At 67.7% G+C, this 16,292-nt stretch carries 11 protein-coding genes; 9 read left to right on the top strand and 2 right to left on the bottom strand.

Annotated elements, in window-relative coordinates:
- Window positions 1–198 precede the first annotated feature (198 nt).
- From uvrA to KYC_RS02755, 6 genes are all read left to right on the top strand, one after another.
- Window positions 199–5,964, top strand: a complete 5,766-nt coding sequence (uvrA, locus tag KYC_RS02780; RefSeq protein WP_008158631.1) for an excinuclease ABC subunit UvrA — start codon at window positions 199–201, stop codon at window positions 5,962–5,964.
- 8 nt (window positions 5,965–5,972) lie between these two features.
- Window positions 5,973–7,109: an aminodeoxychorismate synthase component I gene (locus KYC_RS02775; RefSeq protein WP_008158630.1), complete on the top strand. Its 1,137-nt coding sequence runs from the start codon at window positions 5,973–5,975 to the stop codon at window positions 7,107–7,109.
- Window positions 7,110–7,172: 63 nt separating this feature from the next.
- Window positions 7,173–7,805, top strand: a complete 633-nt coding sequence (locus KYC_RS02770; RefSeq protein WP_008158629.1) for an aminotransferase class IV family protein — start codon at window positions 7,173–7,175, stop codon at window positions 7,803–7,805.
- A 93-nt stretch (window positions 7,806–7,898) separates the two neighbouring features.
- Complete coding sequence (locus KYC_RS02765; protein WP_008158628.1) at window positions 7,899–8,414, top strand: sigma-70 family RNA polymerase sigma factor; 516 nt, start codon at window positions 7,899–7,901, stop codon at window positions 8,412–8,414.
- On the top strand, window positions 8,378–9,391 hold the full coding sequence (locus KYC_RS02760; RefSeq protein ID WP_008158627.1) for a FecR domain-containing protein: 1,014 nt from the start codon (window positions 8,378–8,380) through the stop codon (window positions 9,389–9,391). Before KYC_RS02765 ends, KYC_RS02760 begins: the two co-directional genes overlap by 37 nt.
- A gap of 106 nt (window positions 9,392–9,497) precedes the next feature.
- Window positions 9,498–11,888: a TonB-dependent siderophore receptor gene (locus KYC_RS02755; protein WP_008158626.1), complete on the top strand. Its 2,391-nt coding sequence runs from the start codon at window positions 9,498–9,500 to the stop codon at window positions 11,886–11,888.
- 131 nt (window positions 11,889–12,019) lie between these two features.
- On the opposite strand, the gene KYC_RS02750 is transcribed toward KYC_RS02755, so the two are convergent.
- Window positions 12,020–12,922 carry a LysR family transcriptional regulator gene (locus KYC_RS02750; RefSeq protein WP_008158625.1) on the bottom strand — a complete coding sequence of 301 codons (903 nt, stop codon included), beginning with the start codon at window positions 12,920–12,922 and terminating at the stop codon, window positions 12,020–12,022.
- A gap of 212 nt (window positions 12,923–13,134) precedes the next feature.
- Here KYC_RS02750 and KYC_RS02745 point away from each other — a divergent pair, with 212 nt between their 5' ends.
- From KYC_RS02745 to KYC_RS02735, 3 genes are read left to right on the top strand one after another with little or no spacing between them, the layout of a single operon-like run.
- Window positions 13,135–14,394, top strand: coding sequence for an aromatic ring-hydroxylating dioxygenase subunit alpha (locus KYC_RS02745; RefSeq protein ID WP_008158624.1), 1,260 nt, complete (start codon window positions 13,135–13,137; stop codon window positions 14,392–14,394).
- 2 nt (window positions 14,395–14,396) lie between these two features.
- Entirely contained in the window at window positions 14,397–14,870 is a 474-nt protein-coding gene (locus KYC_RS02740; RefSeq protein ID WP_008158623.1) for an aromatic-ring-hydroxylating dioxygenase subunit beta, read from the top strand.
- 15 nt (window positions 14,871–14,885) lie between these two features.
- Window positions 14,886–15,197, top strand: coding sequence for a non-heme iron oxygenase ferredoxin subunit (locus KYC_RS02735; protein WP_008158622.1), 312 nt, complete (start codon window positions 14,886–14,888; stop codon window positions 15,195–15,197).
- Window positions 15,198–15,237: 40 nt separating this feature from the next.
- Here the strand turns inward: KYC_RS02735 and KYC_RS02730 are convergent, their stop codons facing one another.
- The gene (locus tag KYC_RS02730; RefSeq protein WP_008158621.1) at window positions 15,238–16,077 is read right to left on the bottom strand and encodes a tRNA threonylcarbamoyladenosine dehydratase; all 840 of its coding nucleotides are present in this window, start codon (window positions 16,075–16,077) and stop codon (window positions 15,238–15,240) included.
- Window positions 16,078–16,292 lie beyond the last annotated feature (215 nt).

The following is a 16,292-nucleotide window of genomic DNA, read 5'->3' as shown; positions in this document are numbered from 1 at the left end:
ACCAGATTCGCAACGCAAGCAGCGCGAATTTCAGACGAATCTGCGATACTGTTTATTTGTACAGCTAACGGGCGCCGGTTTGTCCATATTATGGACAGCTGCGTCACAATATAGTCAATTATTCCATATCGACGCGCCCGGAACCAGCAATGGATCGCCGCGCCGGCATGCCTTCCCCATCAGGCTACGATACCGTCCATGAGCTCCCAAATCCGCATCGTTGGCGCCCGCCAGAACAATCTCAAGAACCTGGACCTGACCATCGCCACCGGCGAACTGGTCGTCGTCACCGGCGTGTCGGGGTCCGGCAAAAGTTCGCTGGCCTTCGACACCCTGTACGCCGAGGGGCAGCGGCGTTACGTGGAAACCTTCTCGCCCTACGCGCGCCAGTTCCTGGACCGCATGGACAAGCCGCAGGTGGACCGCATCGAAGGCATCCTGCCCGCCATCGCCATCGACCAGACCAACCCCGTGCGCAGCTCGCGCAGCACGGTCGGCACGATGACCGAGCTGAACGACCACCTGAAACTGCTGTTCGCGCGCGGCGCGCGGCTCTACTGCCGCGGCTGCGGCAAGCTGGTGCGCCGCGACACGCCCGAGTCCGTCTACCACTCGCTGGCGGAACGCGCAGCCAACGCGGGCGATCCGCGCCTGGTCGTGACGTTCCCCATCGCCGTGCCCGCCAACTTCACCGAAGACGAAGTGCGCGGCTTTCTCGAGCAGCAGGGCTACACCCGCGTGCATGCCGAGGAAGACGCTCCCGCCCCGGCCAAGGCCGCCCCAGCCAAGGGGGCCAAGAAGGCCAAGGGCGCGAAGGCCGCCACCGAGGCGCGCCGCATCCTGCACGTCATCCAGGACCGCTTCCGCTTCGCCGGCACCGAGCGCGAACGCATCATGGAAGCGCTGGACACCGCGCTTCGCATGGGCGCCGGCCATATCGCCGTGTATGTCATGGACGCCGATGGCGGCAATGCGCACATCTGGAAGTACAGCGACCGCCTGCACTGCGCCGACTGCGACATCGAATACACCGACCCGCTGCCCAGCAGCTTCTCGTTCAATTCGCCGCTGGGCGCGTGCGAGGCCTGCCGCGGTTTCGGCCGCGTGATCGGCATCGACTTCGGGCTGGTCATTCCCGACGAGAAAAAGACCCTGCTGGAAGGCGCGATCAAGCCCTGGACGACACCGTCCTATAAGGAATGCCAGGACGAGCTGCAAAAGTACGCGCCGCGCGCGGGCGTGCCGCTGGGCGTGCCCTGGAAGGACATGAGCGAAGAGCACAAGCGCTGGGTGCTCTACGGCACGCCTGACTGGAAGGGCGGCAACGACGCCTGGAAGCACCAGTGGTACGGCGTGCAGCGCTTTTTCGACTGGCTGGAAACCAAGGCCTACAAGATGCACGTGCGCGTGCTGCTGTCCAAGTACCGCAGCTATACGCCCTGCCCCACCTGCAACGGCGCGCGCCTGAAGCCCGACGCCCTGCTCTGGCGCCTGGGCGCCAAGGACGAAGCCGACGCCGTGCTGCCGCCGGAAGACGGCCGCTACAAGCGCTTCATGCCGGTGGCCGCCAACTGGACCCGCGAACAGCTCAACAATCTGGACGGGCTTTCCATCCATGACGTGATGCTGCTGCCCATCGAGCGGGTGCGGCGCTTCTTCGACACGCTGTCGTTCTCTGGCGCGCTGGACGCCGCCACCGATCTGCTCATGACCGAAGTCCGCGCGCGGCTGAAGTTCCTGTGCGACGTCGGCCTGGGCTACCTGACGCTGGACCGCCAGAGCCGCACGCTGTCGGGCGGCGAAGTGCAGCGGATCAACCTGACCACGGCGCTGGGCACCTCGCTGGTGAACACCCTGTTCGTCCTGGACGAGCCGTCCATCGGCCTGCATCCGCGCGACATGCACCGGGTCGTGGAGGTCATGCACCGCCTGCGCAACGCCGGCAATACGCTGGTGGTCGTGGAACACGATCCGCAGGTCATGGTGGCCGCCGACCGCATCATCGACATCGGGCCTGGCCCCGGCGAACGCGGCGGCCGCATCGTCTTCGACGGACCGCCCGACCGCCTGCGTGCGGCCCCGACGCTGACGGGCGACTATCTGGGCGGCCGCATGCGCGTGGAAGCGCCGCGGCCGATGCCGGTGGCGGCAAACACGCCGCGCCTGCTCCTGGAAGGCGTCAACGCGCACAACCTGAAGAACGTCTCGGTCGAGCTGCCGCTGGGCCGCCTGGTCTGCGTGACCGGCGTGTCCGGGTCGGGCAAGTCCACGCTGGTGCAGGACGTGCTGTACCCCGCGCTGCTCAAGCAGAAGGGCAAGCCCTCGGAAGCGCCGGGCGCGTTCGACCGCCTGCTGGGCGCCGAACAGATCGCCGACGTGGTCATGGTGGACCAGACCCCCATCGGCAAGACCGCGCGCTCCAACCCGGCCAGTTATGTCGGCGCCTTCGACGCCATCCGCAAGCTGTTCGCCCAGGCTCCGCTGGCGCGCGAACGCGCCTACACCGCGGGCACGTTCAGCTTCAACGGCGGCGACGGCCGCTGCCCGACCTGCGGCGGCACCGGCTTCGAGCACGTGGAAATGCAGTTCCTGTCCGACGTATACCTGCGCTGCCCGGATTGCGACGGCAAGCGCTTCCGCCCCGAAGTGCTGGAAGTGCGCGTCGAGCACCTGGGCAAGAGCGCCTCGATCGACGAAGTGCTGGAGATGACGGTCAGCGAGGCGCTGGACTTCTTCAAGGGCCTGCGCGACGTGCAGACGGGCCTGGCGCCGCTGGCCGACGTGGGCCTGGAATACGTGCGGCTGGGGCAGCCCGTGCCGACGTTGTCGGGCGGCGAGGCGCAGCGGCTCAAGCTGGCCGGCCACCTGGCCGAGGCCGCGCGCAGCGGCATTTCCACCGCCAAGGTCGCCAAGAAGGGCAGCCTGTTCCTGTTCGACGAACCCACCACCGGCCTGCACTTCGACGACGTCGCCCGCCTGATGCGGGCCTTCCGCAAGCTGCTGGCCGCGGGCCACACGCTGTTGGTCATCGAGCACAACCTGGACGTGATCCGCGCCGCGGACTGGCTGATCGACCTGGGTCCGGAAGGCGGCGACGCCGGCGGCCTGGTGATCGGCACGGGCACGCCGCAGGATCTGATGGACAACCCCAAGTCGCACACCGGCGCCGCGCTGCGCGACTACGAGGTCAGCATTCTGCCCGCCGACGTCGTGGTGAGCAGCGACGCCGACGCGCAGGAGGTCGAGCAGGCCGGCCTGACGGCCCGCATCGCAGAGCCCGGCGCCGCCTATGGCGCGGGCGAAGGAACGCCGCTGCAGTCCCTGGTGCGCGAACGCCGCCACGACAACATGGCGATCCAGATCCGTAACGCGCGCGAACACAACCTGAAGAACATCAGCGTCGAAATTCCCCACGACAAGTTCACCGTCATCACGGGCGTGTCGGGGTCGGGCAAGTCCACGCTGGCCTTCGACATCCTGTTCAACGAAGGCCAGCGCCGCTACCTCGAATCGCTGAACGCGTACGCGCGCGCCATCGTGCAGCCGGCCGGCAAGCCCGACGTGGACGCCATCTTCGGCATCCCGCCCACCGTGGCGATCGAACAGCGCACCAGCCGCGGCGGCCGCAAGTCGACCGTGGCCACGATGACGGAAATCCACCATTTCCTGCGCCTGCTCTACGTAAAGCTGGGCACGCAGTACTGCCCGGACTGCAACGTCGCGGTAGAACCCCAGAACACGGACCAGATCGTGGCGCGCCTGCTGCGCGAACACAAGGGCGAGCACATCGGCCTGCTGGCGCCGCTGGTCACCGCGCGCAAGGGCTACTACACCGACCTGGCCAAGTGGGCCGGGTCCAAAGGCCACTCGCACCTGCGCGTGGACGGCGAATTCATCCCCGTCGCGCCGTGGCCGCGCCTGGACCGCTACAAGGAACACACCATCGAACTGCCGGTGGCCGACGTGGTCGTGGACCCGGCCAACGAAGCCGATCTGCGCGCGGCGGTCAAGAGCGCGCTGGAAAACGGCCAGGGCGTGATGTCGGTCGTCTGGCCTGTGAACAAGCTGCACGAGGCGCTGAACAGCGAACTCCAGCAGCAGCACTTTTCGGTCAAGCGCGCCTGCCCGTCCTGCGGCACCAGCTTCCCCGAACCCGACCCGCGCCTGTTCTCGTACAACTCCAAGCACGGCTGGTGCACGGGCTGCTTCGGGACGGGCCTGCAGCTGCAGGGCTTCGACGAAGAGCAGACCGGCGAGGAAACCGCCTGGAACGCCTGGTACGAAGGCGAAGCCAAGGCCTGCACGCAGTGCAACGGCCAGCGCCTGAACCGCGTCGCGCGCGCCGTGCGCTGGCGCGACAAGTCGATCGCCGAGCTGGCGTCGCTGCCGGTGTCGGACGCGCACACCTTCTTCACCGGACTGGTGGCGCGCGGCCGCGAAGGCGAGATCGCCCGCGACATCCTGGCGGAAATCCGCGGCCGGCTGAACTTCATGCAGGAAGTGGGGCTGAATTACCTGGCGCTGGACCGCGCCGCCCCGACCCTGTCCGGCGGCGAAGCCCAACGCATCCGCCTGGCCGCGCAGCTGGGTTCCAACCTGCAGGGCGTCTGCTACGTCCTGGACGAACCCACCATCGGCCTGCACCCGCGCGACAACCGCATCCTGCTGGACGCCCTGGCGCGGCTGGAAGGCAACGGCAATACGCTGGTGGTGGTCGAGCACGACGACGACACGATCCGCCGCGCCTCGCACGTCATCGACATCGGGCCGGGCGCGGGCATCCGCGGCGGCCGCGTCGTGGCGCAAGGTAGCGTGCAGGACCTGATCGAGGCGCCCGAATCCGTCACCGGCCGCTACCTCAAGGCGCCGCTTGCGCATCCGCTGCAGGGCCGCCGTCCGGTCGAGGCCGATACGCCCATGATCGAGATCCGCGGCGCGCGCCTGCACAACCTGCGCAGCGTAGACGCGCGCATCCCGGTTGGCCGCCTGAGCGTGGTGACCGGCGTATCGGGGTCCGGCAAGTCCACCCTGGCGCGCGAAGTGCTGCTGGACAACCTGACCCAGGCCGTCTCGCAAGGCAAGGCGCCGGGCTGGGCCGGCTGCGACAGCATCAAGGGTTGGGAAGCCATCGACCGCGTGCTGGAAGTGGATCAGACGCCCATCGGCAAGACCCCGCGCTCATGCCCGGCCACCTACGTGGGCTTCTGGGACGACGTGCGCAAGCAGTTCGCCGACACCCGCGAAGCCCGCATGCGCGGCTGGACCTCGGCGCGCTTTTCGTTCAACACCGGCGACGGCCGCTGCCCGATCTGCGAAGGCCAGGGCATGCGCACCATCGAGATGAACTTCCTGCCCGACGTGAAGGTGCCCTGCGACGCCTGCAACGGCGCGCGGTTCAACAGCGACACGCTCAGCGTGCAGATGCGCGGCAAGAACGCCGGCGAATTGCTGTCCATGGAAGTGGACGACGCCATCGGCTACTTCGCCGCCCATCCCAAGATCCATCGCCCGCTGCAATTGATGCAGGACGTGGGCCTGGGCTACCTGACCCTGGGCCAGCCGTCGCCCACCCTGTCGGGCGGCGAGGCGCAGCGCATCAAGCTGGTGACCGAGCTGTCCAAGGCCCGCCTGACCGACGGCCTGATCAAGACCGGCCGCGCCTCGCGCATCCCGCACACGCTGTACGTGCTGGACGAGCCGACGGTGGGCCTGTCGATGGCCGACGTCGAAAAGCTGATCCATGTGCTGCACCGCTTGGTGGAGGCCGGCAACACCGTCGTCGTGATCGAACACAACCTGGATGTCATCGCCGAAGCCGACTGGCTGCTGGACCTGGGTCCCGAAGGGGGAACGGGCGGCGGGCAGCTGGTGGGCGAAGGCTCGCCGGAACACGTCATGACGCTGGCCGACCATTCCCACACCGGCCGGGTCCTGACGGAATTCCTGGCGCAACAGCAGCAGTAGCAACAAGCATGGAATGTCGTTTTGAAGACCGGCTGGCCGGCCGCGCGCTGCGGCTGGACGGGCTTTGCGCCCGGATCGAGGCGCGCGCGGCCGCCGAGGTCGGCCCCGCGCTGGCCGCCATCGAGGCCGCGCGGCGCCAGGGCCGCTGGATCGCCCTGCTGCTGGACTACGAACTGGGCGAATGGCTGCTCCCGGAAGCCGCGCTGGCGCCGCCCGCAGGCCCCTGGACGCCCCCGTCCGACGACGGCCGGGCCCGCCTGACCGCGCTCGTGTTCGAGCGCAAGCTGGACGAGGCGCCCTGGGGCGCGCCGGACGCGGATGCCACGCCGGCCGCCATCAGCCTGCCCGCGCCGCGCATGACCGAGGCCGCGTACGTGCGCCAGATCGACGCCATCCGCGGCCTGATCCGCGACGGCGAGCTATACCAGGTCAATTTCACGCAGCCGCTGGACCTGCAGCTCCAGGGCGACGCGGCCACGCTGTATCGGCGCATCGCCGCGCGCAACCCGGTGGCCCACGGCGCCTTCATCCAGGACGGCGCGCGCACTGTGCTGTCGTTTTCGCCCGAACTCTTTGTCCGGCGCGACGGCCCCCGTCTGACGACCCGCCCCATGAAGGGCACCGCGCCGCGCCATCCAGATCCGGCCGAAGACGAGCGCCTGGGCCGGGAATTGCTGGCCAGCGACAAGAACCGATCGGAAAACCTGATGATCGTCGACCTGCTGCGCAACGACCTGGGCCGCCTGGCGGAACCCGGGTCGGTCAAGGTGGACGCCCTGTTCACGCTGGAGCGCTATCCCACCGTCTGGACCATGACGTCCACCGTGTCCGCCATGGCGCCCAGGGCATCGTTGGGAGACGTGCTGCACGCCCTGTTCCCCTGCGGTTCGATTACCGGCGCGCCGAAGGTCGCCGCGATGCGGCGCATCCGCCAGATGGAATCCGCCCCGCGCGGCCTGTACTGCGGCAGCGTCGGCTGGCTGGCGCCTGACGGCGACTTTTCGCTGAACGTGGCGATCCGCACGCTGGTGCTGAATGCGTCCGGCCAGGGCGTATATAGCGTCGGCGGGGGCATCGTGTACGATTCGGACCCCGCCGGGGAATGGCAGGAGTGCCATTGGAAGGCCCGCATCCTGCGCGCCTGAGCGCGCAAACCCCGCCGGCGGTAGTAGCATAGAGCGCGCCCCGCCCGCCACCAGGAGAGCCCCATGCAGCCTGAACTGATCGAGACCATCCTGGTGGACGCCTCCGGCACCGTGCCGCTGCTGGCGCGCCACCTGCGCCGCCTGGAAGCTTCCTGCAAGGCGCTGGGCTATGTGTGGGGCGGCCGCGCCGTCGAAGGCGACATCCTGGTCGCCGTGATGGCGCTGGGCACCGCGGGTCCGCACCGCCTGCGCCTGCTCGTCGCGCGCGACGGCAGCCGCCACATCCAGACCGCCGTCCTGCCGCCGCTGCCCGCGCACCAGGAAATCATGCTGGCGCCCGAGGCGCTGCGCTCGTCGGAACCGCTGCTGCGCTACAAAACCACGCACCGCCCCTGGTACACCAAAACGATCGAATGGCTGCCGGCGCATCCGCACATCTTCGATCTGGTCTATCTGAACGAACGCGGTGAACTCTGCGAAGGCAGCCGCAGCAATGTCTATCTGCGCATGGGCAACGCCTGGTACACGCCGCCGGTCGACAGCGGCTGCCTGCCTGGCGTGCAGCGCGGCGAACTGCTGGACGCCGGCAAGGTCAAGGAGCGCGTGCTGACCCTGGCCGACCTGCATGCCGCCGACGAAATCCGCCTTTCCAACGCGCTGCGCGGCTGGTTCACGGTGTCATTCCGCGAGGCGTAGACGCGATCTGCGCGTTCGCGCCGATTGCAAAACCCGCGCCGCTGAAGAATAATTGATACTCATTCTTATTGACATCATGTCAGCGGCTTCACTGTGTCTTCCAACCGCCACGCGGCGCCCGCCAGCATCGAATCCCTGTATTGCGACCACCATGGCTGGCTGCAGGACTGGTTGCGGCGGCGCCTTGGGAATGCGTTCGACGCGGCCGACATCGCCCACGACACATTCGTGCGCCTGTTCCGCAACCAGGAGCCGATCCGCGAGCCGCGCGCGTTCCTGACCACGATTGCCCACGGGCTGGTTGTGAACCACTGGCGGCGGCAGGATCTGGAACGCGCCTACCGCGACACGCTGGCCACCGTCGCCGACACCCTCCATCCCTCGCCCGAAGAGCGCGCCCTGTTGATGGACGCGCTGTGCGAACTGGATGCGCTGCTGAACCAGCTGAATCCCAAGGCCCGCGCCGCCTTCCTGCTGGCGCACCTGGAAGGCCTGGGCTACGTCGAAATCGCCGAGCGGCTCGCCGTCTCCGAACGCATGGTCAAAAAGTACATGGCGCAGGCGATGCTGCATTGCCTGACCTCTGGCATGGCGCCGGCCGCGGCATGACGCCCACGGACAGCGCGCCCAGCTTCAGGGTGCTGCAGGAAGCGGCCGAGTGGTTCGCCGTCCTGCGCGCACCGGCCGTTCCGCCCGGCGAACGCCAGCGCTGGCGCGTGTGGCACGATGCCGACCCGGCGCACCAGCAGGCCTGGCGCCGCGTGGAAGCCATCAGCGGCAAATTCGAAGACCTGCCGGACGACGACAAGCCCACGGCGCATCGCCTGCTGGACGCCGTCGCCGCCCGCCGGACGCAACGCCGCCGCGCCCTGAAAATGCTGACCCTGCTGTGCGGCACGAGCCTGGGCGCCTGGGCCGCCACGCAGTCCACGCCGTGGCAGGCCTGGACCGCCTCCCACCATACGGGCGTGGGCGAACGCCGCGAGATCCGCCTGGCCGACGGCGCCGTCCTCTGGCTCAACACCGGCAGCGCGATCGACGTCGACTATGGCTCGCAGCTGCGCCGCGTAATACTGCTGGCCGGCGAAATCCTCGTCAGCACCGCGCCGGACACGCAGTCTCCCGCGCGGCCTTTCGTGGTCGACACGGCCGAGGCGCGGTTACGCGCGCTCGGCACTCGCTACGCGGTCTACCAGGAGGACGGGGCCAGCACGGTCGCCGTGTTCGACGGCGCCGTGGAAGTACGTCCGCTGGCGCCCGGCGCCGAGCCCCTCATCGTGCGCGCCGGCCAGCAATCCCGGGTTACCCGAAACGCCGCAGCGCCCATCGCGCCCGCCGACCTGGCGCGTGAGTCGTGGTCGCGCGGGCTGCTCATCGCCGAGAACATGCGCCTGGGCGATTTCATCGCGCAGGTGTCCCGATACCGGCGCGGCTATCTGGGCTGCGCGCCGGAAGTGGCGGACTTGCGCATCGTCGGCGCCTACGCGCTGGCGGACACGGACCGGGTGCTGGCCGCCCTGGCGGACACGCTGCCCGTGCGCATCCAGTCGACCCTGCCCTGGTGGGTGACGGTGGTTCCGCGCTGACCCGGCGCCGACCGGAAATATTTTTGGGGCGGAGGTTCCCTTTTCGAGGGCCATGTTTGGCATACGGGGTGAAGACCCTCTTCTCTCCATAAGGATCAGGCCCGTCATGCATTCGTCGCCCCTCACCCGCCGCACCATCCTGTCCCTGGCGATCACCGCCGCCCTGCTGGGCGTCGCGGCGTCCGCCAGCGCTCCCGCGCACGCGCAGGCCGCGCCGGCCGCTTCCGCCGACCTCGACTACGACATCGCGCCCGGCCCGCTCAGCCGGGCCATCACCCAGTTTGCGGCGCAGGCAGGGGTACAGGTGTCGGTGGACGCGTCGCTGACCGCAGGCCGCCAGAGCCCCGGCCTGCGCGGCAGGCATGCCGTGCCGGCCGCCTTCAACGCGCTGCTGGCGGGCACCGGCCTTGAGGCGGTCCATCGCGGCGGCGGCGAATACACGCTGCGTCCAGCTCCGGCCACGCCCGGCGTGGTGACCTTGCCCGGCGTCACCGTCACCGGCTCAGCAAGCGCCGCCCTGCAGCAGGACGGCCTTGCCAGCGACGGCTACCGCAGCGCCATCGTGTCATCCGTGGGCGCGCTGGGCGGCATGGACTGGCAGCACACGCCCTTCGCCATGAACGTCGTGCCGCGCGAACTGCTGCAGAACGTGCAGGCCCAGTCGCCCGACGATGTGTACCGGATCAGCCCCTCCGCCCTGACGCAAACGCCGCAGATCAGCGGCTGGGCGCCCATGGTGAAGATCCGCGGATTCAACAGCTACGACCGGGCCGAAGAAGGCCTGCGCCGCTCCTTTGGCTTTGCGGCGTCGATCGAGGACAAGGAGCGCGTCGAGATCCTCAACGGCCTGTCGGGCTTCCTGTTCGGCGCCGCCTCGCCCGGCGGGATGGTGAACTACGTCTACAAGCGCCCCACCCCGGACCGCCTGAACAGCGTCACCGTGGGCAACTACGGCGGCGGCCAGTACTACGTGCACGGCGACTTCGGCGGGCCGGTAGACAGCAACGGCAAGGTCGGCTACCGCGTCAACCTGGTGCGCCAGGACGGCGACACCGCCGTGGACGACCAGAAGATCGACCGCAGCCTGGCGACCGCCGCGCTGGACTTCAACATCACCGACCGCTTCAAACTGGAACTGGGCGCGTCCTACAGCGATTACAAGATGCAGGCCCCCAATTCCTACTGGTTCATCCGCGACGGCGTGTCCCGCCCTACGCTGGACACGACCCGCAACTGGAGCCAGCCCTGGATCCGCGACGAAACCGAGAGCCGCAAGTGGATGGCCCGGGCGATCTATGAGGCCAGCGACCACCTGACGCTGCGCGTGGCCCATCTGCGCGAATACCAGGACAGGCCGGTGCAGTACCACACGATGAATTCGGTGCGGTCCGCCGGGCAATACTTCCAGCTGCGGCAGAAAGTCGGCCCCACCCGCACGGAATCGGAAGCGTGGCAGGCGCTGGCCGACATCTCGTTCGCCACGGGCCCGGTCGACCACAAGATCACCATGGGCTACTACGGCTACACCGACAGGCAATGGCAGAACACCTGGTTCCCCAGCACGGGCTATCAGGGCCCCTACAGCCTCGATTCGCCCACGCACGTGCCGGAACCGGCCTGGCCGTCCACGCCGTCCAAGTCCATGTATTTTTCCAGCCGCATCAGCAACGACAATTTCATGATCGGCGACCAGATCCGATTCAACGAGCATTGGTCCGCGCTGGTCGGCATCAACCGCAGCACCATCCAGACGACCGACCGCAACGCCGACGGCAGCCTCAGCCAGCCCGACTATGACCGGGGCAGGAACTCGCCCAACGCGTCCCTGATGTTCACGCCCGTGCCGTGGATGACCGCCTACGCGACCTACATCGAAGGCCTGGAACAAGGCGGCGTCGCGCCGGAGAACGCCGCCAACGCGCTGCAGATCATGGCCCCGATGCGCAGCAAGCAGAAGGAGCTTGGGATCAAGGCCGAAGTGGGCGGAGTGCTGCTGAGCGGCGCGCTGTTCGACATCGAGAAATCCTACGAGTACACGAACGACGCCAACGTCTACAGCCAGGACGGCGTCCAGCGCCATCGCGGCGCGGAGATGTCGGCCGTGGGCAAGGTGACGCCGGCCTGGACCGTGGTGGGCGGGATCACGTACCTGCACGCCCGCGTGGAAGGCGGCGCCAACGACGGCAAGGACCCCATGAATGTGCCGAAGTTCATGGCCAAGCTGTATTCGGAATACGCGCTGCCGTTTGCCCCCGGGCTCAGCGTCACGGGCGGCGTGTACCACGTCGGCAAGCAATGGTCGTCCGCCACGAACGTCGACCGCCTGCCTTCCTACACCACGTTCGACGTGGGCCTGCGCTACGCGGCCAAGGTGTCAGGCCGTCCGCTGACCTTGCGCCTGAACGTGAACAACGTCACCGGGCGCGACTACTGGATCAACAGCTACTACCTCGGCAACCCTCGCAGCGTCGCGCTGTCGGCGCAGCTCCAGTTCTGAGCCTTGCCCGCTTGCGCGCCCGGCCGGAAGCGCCGGCCGGGCGCGCCTGTTGCACAACGCCTGTTGCACGACGCCTGTTGCACGTCGCCTGTTGCACGACGCTCGTTGCACGTCGCCTGTTGCACGACGCCTCACTCCCCGAAGACGTCTACGACGACTTGGCGCAGCCATTGGTTGGCCGCCTCGCGATGATTGCGGGCGTGCCAGAACACGTTGATGACGGATTCGGGAATCTTCACCGGACAGGGCGCGGCCGCCAGTCCGAAGGGCCCGCAGGCGCAGTCGGCGAAGCGCTGCGGCACCACCGCGATCATGTCGGTAGTCTGTAGCACCGGCCCCACCGCCATGAAGTGCGGCACGGTCAGCCTCAGCCGGCGGCGGATGCCGGCGCGCTCGATCACTTCATCCACCACCCCGTGGCCCGTGCCCTCGGACACGATGGCCACATGCTCGGCCGCGCGGAACTGCCTGGCCGACACGCCTGACCGCGCCAGCGGATGGTCATGGCGGAAGATGCAGACATACGGCTGGCGGAACAGCCGCCGCTGGAAGAAGCCGCCCTTGAGCCCGGGCAGAAAGCCCATGGCCAGGTCCATGCGGCCGCGCTCCATCTCGTCCCTCACGTCGATCGAGGTCGTGCGCACCGTGCGGATGGTGACGCCGGGCGCCACCTGGTCCAGCGCCCGCATCAGGCGAGGCAGGAAATAGGTTTCCCCCACGTCGTTCACGCCGATCACGAAGGCGCGTTCGCTACGCGCCGGGTCAAACGCCACGCGCGCGTTCAGGGTGCCGTGGATCGCCCCAAGCGCATCCGCGATGGGCTGGGCCAGGCTTTCGGCATACGGTGTCGGCACCATGCCGCGCGAGGTGCGCAGGAACAGTTCGTCGCCCAGCAGCTTGCGCAGCCGGCCCAGCGCGTTGCTGACGCCCGGCTGCGAAATACCCAGGCTTGCCGCCGCCGCCGACACCCGGCCATGTTTGTGCAATTCATTGAAGACGACGAGCAGATTCAGGTCCACGTCTTTCAGGTTCATGCGCTTGTCTCCACCAATATTGATTCTGGTGATTTATGTAATAAGGCAGATTCTATTTATTTATCTCCTGCCCTGCCCGATCATGCGACAAACGCCTGCGCCGATGTCGCGCAAGGCTCTGCCCGGCCGCCGAGCGGCCAGATGGAAAAACGGAGACAAACCATGCGCGCCTGTACGCATTGCGCCGCCACGCCCTGTAGAAGGGGCCGTCCATGAACGCCCCCGAACAACCCGTCCACATTGTTCCGCCCTGGCAGGGCGACGGCTCCCACCGCATCCCCTTCGGCGTCTACACCGATGCCGCGCTGCACCAGCGCGAACTTGAGCGCCTGTTCTACCAGGGGCACTGGAGCTACGTCGGCCTGGAGGCCGAGATTCCCAACCCGGGCGACTTCAAGCGCACCGTGGTGGGCGAGCGTTCCGTCATCCTGCTGCGGGACAACGACGGCCAGGTGCGCGTGGTAGAGAACGTGTGCGCCCACCGGGGCGTGCAGTTCTGCCGCGAACGCGCGGGCAACCGCAGCGAGTTCGTCTGCCCCTATCACCAGTGGAACTACGACCTGCAGGGCAACCTGATCGGCGTGCCCTTCCGCCGCGGCGTCAAGCAAGACGGCAAGGTCAACGGCGGCATGCCTGCCGACTTCAAGCCCGAGGACCACGGCCTGACCAAGCTGGCGGTGGCCTGCCGCAACGGCGTGGTGTTCGCTTCGTTCGACCATGGCGTGGAGCCGCTGGAAGACTACCTGGGCCCGGACATCCTGCACTATTTCGACCGTGTCTTCGATGGCCGGGAACTGGTGATCCACGGCTACAGCCGGCAGCGCATACCGGGCAACTGGAAGCTGATGCAGGAGAACATCAAGGATCCCTACCACCCGGGCCTCTTGCACACGTGGTTCGTGACCTTCGGGCTGTGGCGCGCCGACAACCGGTCGGAACTGAAGATGGACCGCCATTTCCGCCACGCCGCCATGATCTCCACGCGCGGCCAAGGCGGCAAAGGCACGGTCACCAGCGGCGTGTCCAGTTTCAAGGAACAGATGTCGCTGAACGACGACCGCTTCCTGGACATCGTTCAGGAGCCCTGGTGGAACGGCCCCACCGCGGTGCTGATGACGCTGTTCCCCAGCGTCATCATCCAGCAGCAGGTCAATTCGCTGTCCACCCGCCACATCCAGCCGGTGGGACACGACGCGTTCGATTTCGTCTGGACCCACTTCGGCTTTGCCGACGACACCCCGGAAATGACGCAACGCCGCCTGCGCCAGGCCAACCTGTTCGGACCGGCGGGCTTCGTGTCCGCCGACGACGGCGAAGTCATCGAATTCTCGCAATCGGGTTTCGAACAGAAGCCGTGGCATCGCAGCGTGGCGGAACTGGGCGGCAAGACCGCCGAGAACACCGACCACATGGTCACCGAAACACTGATACGCGGCATGTACGCGTACTGGCGCCGGATCATGGAGGCCTGACGATGCTGGACTTTCCGCTCTACTACCAGTTGACCCGCCTGTACGCCGACTACGCCGCCGCGCTGGATGCCGGCGAATGGGAAAAATGGCCGGACTTTTTCGTGGAGGATTGCGTCTACAAGGTGATGCCGCGCGAGAACTACGAACGCGGCTATCCCCTGGCGACCATGGCGTTCGAGAGCCGCGGCATGCTCAAGGACCGCATCTACGGCGCCACCGAGACGATCTTCCACGATCCCTACTATCAACGCCACGTGGTGGGTGCGCCGCGCGTGTTGCTGGCGCAGGACGGGCGCATCGAGTCCGAGGCCAGCTACGCCGTGTTCCGCACCAAGCCCAGCCAGCTCACCACGGTATTCAACGTGGGCCACTACCTGGACGTGATCCGCCAGACGCCGGACGGCCTGAAATTCGAATCCCGGCTATGCATCTTCGACAGCGAGCTGATTCCGAATTCGCTGATCTACCCCATCTGACCAGGAGACGACGCAATGAGTGTGCAATGGATCAAGGCCATCGGGCGGGACGACGTGCCGGAAGAAGACGTGATCGCGGTGCAGGCCGGCGACCGCGAGATCGCCCTGTATGGCGTGGACGGCGAGGTCTACGCCACCGACATCCTCTGTACGCACGGCAACGCCAGGCTGTGCGACGGCTTCCTGACGGGCCACGAGATCGAATGCCCGCTGCACCAGGGCCGCTTCGACGTGCGCGACGGCCGCGCGCTCTGTTCGCCTCTGCGCGAAAACATCGCGACCTATCCCGTACGGATCGAGGACGGCATGGTGTTCGTGGCGCTTTGAACCATCGGGCGGACAAGCCCTTGAGGCCGCCTGCGCGGCCTCAGACCGCCAGGCGCAACGCTTCGTTGGCCGCCGCCATGCCCATGGCGGCGGTCACGGTCACCACCGACCCGTAGCCGGCGCAGGACAGGCCCTGCGGCGCCAGGTTCAGGCCCGAGGCGCCCATATCGTCCTCTCCTTCGCGAGGCCGGGTCCAGGCATCCGGCAGAATCGCGGGCTGATCGAACCACAAGGCATGGATGCCCATCTTGGGCACGCGCTTGAGCGCCTTGCCGTTCTTGTCTGACGCCCGCGGAAATCCGTGCTCGCGCCGCAGCTTGTTGCGCAGCTTGGCAAGCAGCGCGTCATTGACCGCGCCGGACAGGTCGCCGGCACGCAGGGCCAGCGGATCCGTCTTGCCGCCCGCGCCGCCGCACAACAGCATTGGAACGCCCTGCTTGCGGGCATGCAGGATCATCGCGATCTTGGCGGCCGCCTGATCCGTGCAATCAATGATGACGGTGTACGGGCCAGGCAGCACCTCGCCCACGTTCTCGGGCGAAACGAAATCATCCACCCGCGTGATCCGGCATTCCGGATTGATGGCCAGCACCCGCTCGGCCATCGCATCCACCTTCGACTGGCCCAGCGTCGAACTCAGGGCGTGAATCTGCCGGTTCACGTTGGATTCGGCGATGTGATCCAGGTCGATCAGCGTCAACGCCCCCACCCCGCAACGCGCCAGCGCCTCGACGGTCCAGGAGCCCACACCGCCCAGCCCCGCGACGGCCACATGGGCGTTGCGGATGCGGGCGGGGGCCTCGGGGCCATACAGGCGCGACAGGGCGCCGAAGCGGCGGTCGAGGTCGGCGGATTCTGGGAGGTGTTCGGGGGAGTTCATGGACGGGATTTTATTGCAGGGCGCGGGCGTTGGTTCTTAAGACGCCTGGCGCGGGGACGGCTTGGGGGCGCGGGGCTACGATTGCGGTCCGGAGCCTTCGCTCCGGACTGCCCCGTGCTCAACCTCGTCCGCCTTCGGCTCCCTACGGTTTCCGCCGGGCGCATCTACACGCCCCGCGCCCCCAAGCCGTCCCCGCGCCAGGCTTTGCTGAGGAA

Origin of the sequence: Achromobacter arsenitoxydans SY8, assembly GCF_000236785.1 — a bacterium.
GTDB classification, from domain to species: Bacteria; Pseudomonadota; Gammaproteobacteria; order Burkholderiales; family Burkholderiaceae_B; genus Achromobacter; species Achromobacter arsenitoxydans.
The sequence above is the reverse complement of the archived record's forward strand: the minus strand, read 5'-3'. Positions and strand labels throughout refer to the sequence as shown.

Coding starts and splice junctions, on each gene's coding strand:
- KYC_RS02730 (WP_008158621.1), bottom strand. CDS start 16,077: ATGAACTCCCCCGAACACCTCCCAGAATCCGCCGACCTCGACCGCCGC.
- KYC_RS02735 (WP_008158622.1), top strand. CDS start 14,886: ATGAGTGTGCAATGGATCAAGGCCATCGGGCGGGACGACGTGCCGGAA.
- KYC_RS02775 (WP_008158630.1), top strand. CDS start 5,973: ATGGAATGTCGTTTTGAAGACCGGCTGGCCGGCCGCGCGCTGCGGCTG.
- KYC_RS02770 (WP_008158629.1), top strand. CDS start 7,173: ATGCAGCCTGAACTGATCGAGACCATCCTGGTGGACGCCTCCGGCACC.
- uvrA (WP_008158631.1), top strand. CDS start 199: ATGAGCTCCCAAATCCGCATCGTTGGCGCCCGCCAGAACAATCTCAAG.
- KYC_RS02750 (WP_008158625.1), bottom strand. CDS start 12,922: ATGAACCTGAAAGACGTGGACCTGAATCTGCTCGTCGTCTTCAATGAA.
- KYC_RS02745 (WP_008158624.1), top strand. CDS start 13,135: ATGAACGCCCCCGAACAACCCGTCCACATTGTTCCGCCCTGGCAGGGC.
- KYC_RS02740 (WP_008158623.1), top strand. CDS start 14,397: ATGCTGGACTTTCCGCTCTACTACCAGTTGACCCGCCTGTACGCCGAC.
- KYC_RS02755 (WP_008158626.1), top strand. CDS start 9,498: ATGCATTCGTCGCCCCTCACCCGCCGCACCATCCTGTCCCTGGCGATC.